Origin of the sequence: Hyella patelloides LEGE 07179 (assembly GCF_900659865.1) — a bacterium.
GTDB classification, from domain to species: domain Bacteria; phylum Cyanobacteriota; class Cyanobacteriia; order Cyanobacteriales; family Xenococcaceae; genus Hyella; species Hyella patelloides.
The window spans coordinates 1-2062 of sequence record NZ_LR214413.1; the positions used below are offsets into that span (position 1 = coordinate 1).

At 41.2% G+C, this 2062-nt stretch carries 1 protein-coding gene; it reads left to right on the plus strand.

All coding sequences use genetic code 11. The features are described 5' to 3' along the window. Positions 1-259: 259 nt before the first annotated feature. Positions 260-2062: DUF4158 domain-containing protein (locus tag H1P_RS35355; protein WP_144876459.1), on the plus strand; the 1803-nt coding region annotated here is incomplete at its 3' end.

The window sequence follows — 2062 nt, forward strand, 5'->3', positions numbered from 1 at the left end:
GGCGAAAATAGAAGGTTCGTGTCACCAGACGCAACCTAACCTTGAAACCATTGCAATGTCTAGCTTACAGCCTTTGATAAGACTCAACCTATTTCACCCCAAAACCCTCTTGATTCATAATTTTTTTTAATACTTACTTTCAGTCATATTTGACAATCACTAACAAATCTGCACTTTTAATAAACTTTTCTCAAACTATTCCTCGTTCAAGAGATACTTTTCTTCAACAGATAATATTTCGTTCAGGAAAAGTAGATGAATGGTCAAAGCCAATTGGGATACAGAAGAGTTAATTGAGAATTGGACACTTTTGCCCCAAGAATTAGAATTAGTCAAAAACAAAGTTGGCGCGAATCAGATTGGTTTTGCTGTTTTGCTGAAATATTTCCCAACTTTTGCCCGTTTTCCTGACTCTCCCAAAGAAATACCAGACGCTATTATCTCTTACATTGCCCAACAAATTCAAATTTCCTCTAATTCTTATTCTGATTATGATTGGCAGGGACGCTCTATCACAAACCATCGTGCTGCCATCCGTAAATTATTCGGATTTCGAGTCGCCAAGGTTGCTGATGGAGAGGAAATGGTTGATTGGTTAAAAGCAGAAATTATCGAATCCGAACAACGAATCGAACCAATAAGCGAGCTTGTCTATCAAAGATTTCGAGAACTACAAATCGAACCACCAACACCAGGTAGAGTCGAGCGTCTAGTTAAGAGCGCAGTTGCTAAATACGAAGCTGATTTTCAAGAGGATATTCTAAATAAACTTACTCCAGAAAATATCCAACAGATCGATCTTCTTCTCTCCACAGAAGAAACAGAAGATGATGAATCCGTTGAACAGTCAGGCAAAAAGACTAAAATGTCAGACTTTGCCTTTCTCAAAACCGACCCTGGTGCAGTGGGATTGGGCAGCTTTCTAACTGAAATAGAAAAGCTCAAACGCATTCGCGCTGTTGGTTTGCCAATTAATTTGTTTGAAGGTAGATCGACTAAACTGGTAAAAACTTATCGTCATCGAGCAGCGACAGAAACTCCCTACCTCCTCAGACAACACAAAGATGCTATCCGCTATACCTTGATGGCAGCCTTCTGTATTCAACGCGCTCAAGAGATTACTGATAGTCTGATTGAGATATTAACGACAATCATCAAACGCATTGATAACCGAGCAGAGAAGCGGATTAACCAAGAATTAATTGAGGAGTTCAAGAAGGTTTCGGGCAAAACAGGCTTACTATATCGGATTGCCGAAGTATCCATTGCCGAACCAAATGGGATTATCGAGCAAGTAATTTTCCCTGTGGTATCGCTCAAGACCCTCAAGGACTTGGTTGCAGAATATAAAGGAACGGGTTTGGCTTACAAACGTAGGGTTCACAATGTTATGCGAGCTTCCTTTGCTAATCACTACCGTCGCATGATTCCTCAGTTGTTAGAGGTGCTAGAATTTCGCTCTAATAATGACCTGCATCGCCCTGTCATTGAAGCTCTAGAGCTATTAAAGAAATACGCCCATAGTAAAGCTAGATACTACGATTCCACCGAAGAGATACCCATCGATGGTGTTCTCAAAGCTGGAGCAAAAGAAATCCTCATGGAAACAGATAGCGACGGCAACGAACGTATTAACCGCATCAACTATGAAATCTGCGTCCTCAAAGCCCTCAGAGAAAGACTGTGCTGTAAGGAAATCTGGGTAGTGGGGGCTAATCGCTATCGCAATCCCGATGATGATTTACCCACTGATTTTGAATCCAAGCGTCAGATTTACTATCAAGCCTTGACTCTCCCTGAAGATGTAGAAACTTTTATCTCTGGTTTACAGCAACAAATGGAGTCAGGGTTAAAGAAACTAGACAAGGGAATGCCTAGAAATAAGGGCGTGACCATTGGAGGTAAGGGAAACAAAGGCTTAATCAGACTCAGCCCCTTTGATGCTCTACCAGACCCCATCAATCTCAGACATCTAAAGGGAGAAATCAACCGTCTCTGGCATAAAACCAGCCTTTTAGACATTCTCAAAGAGACTGACTTGAGAGTAGATTTTACCCGTAAG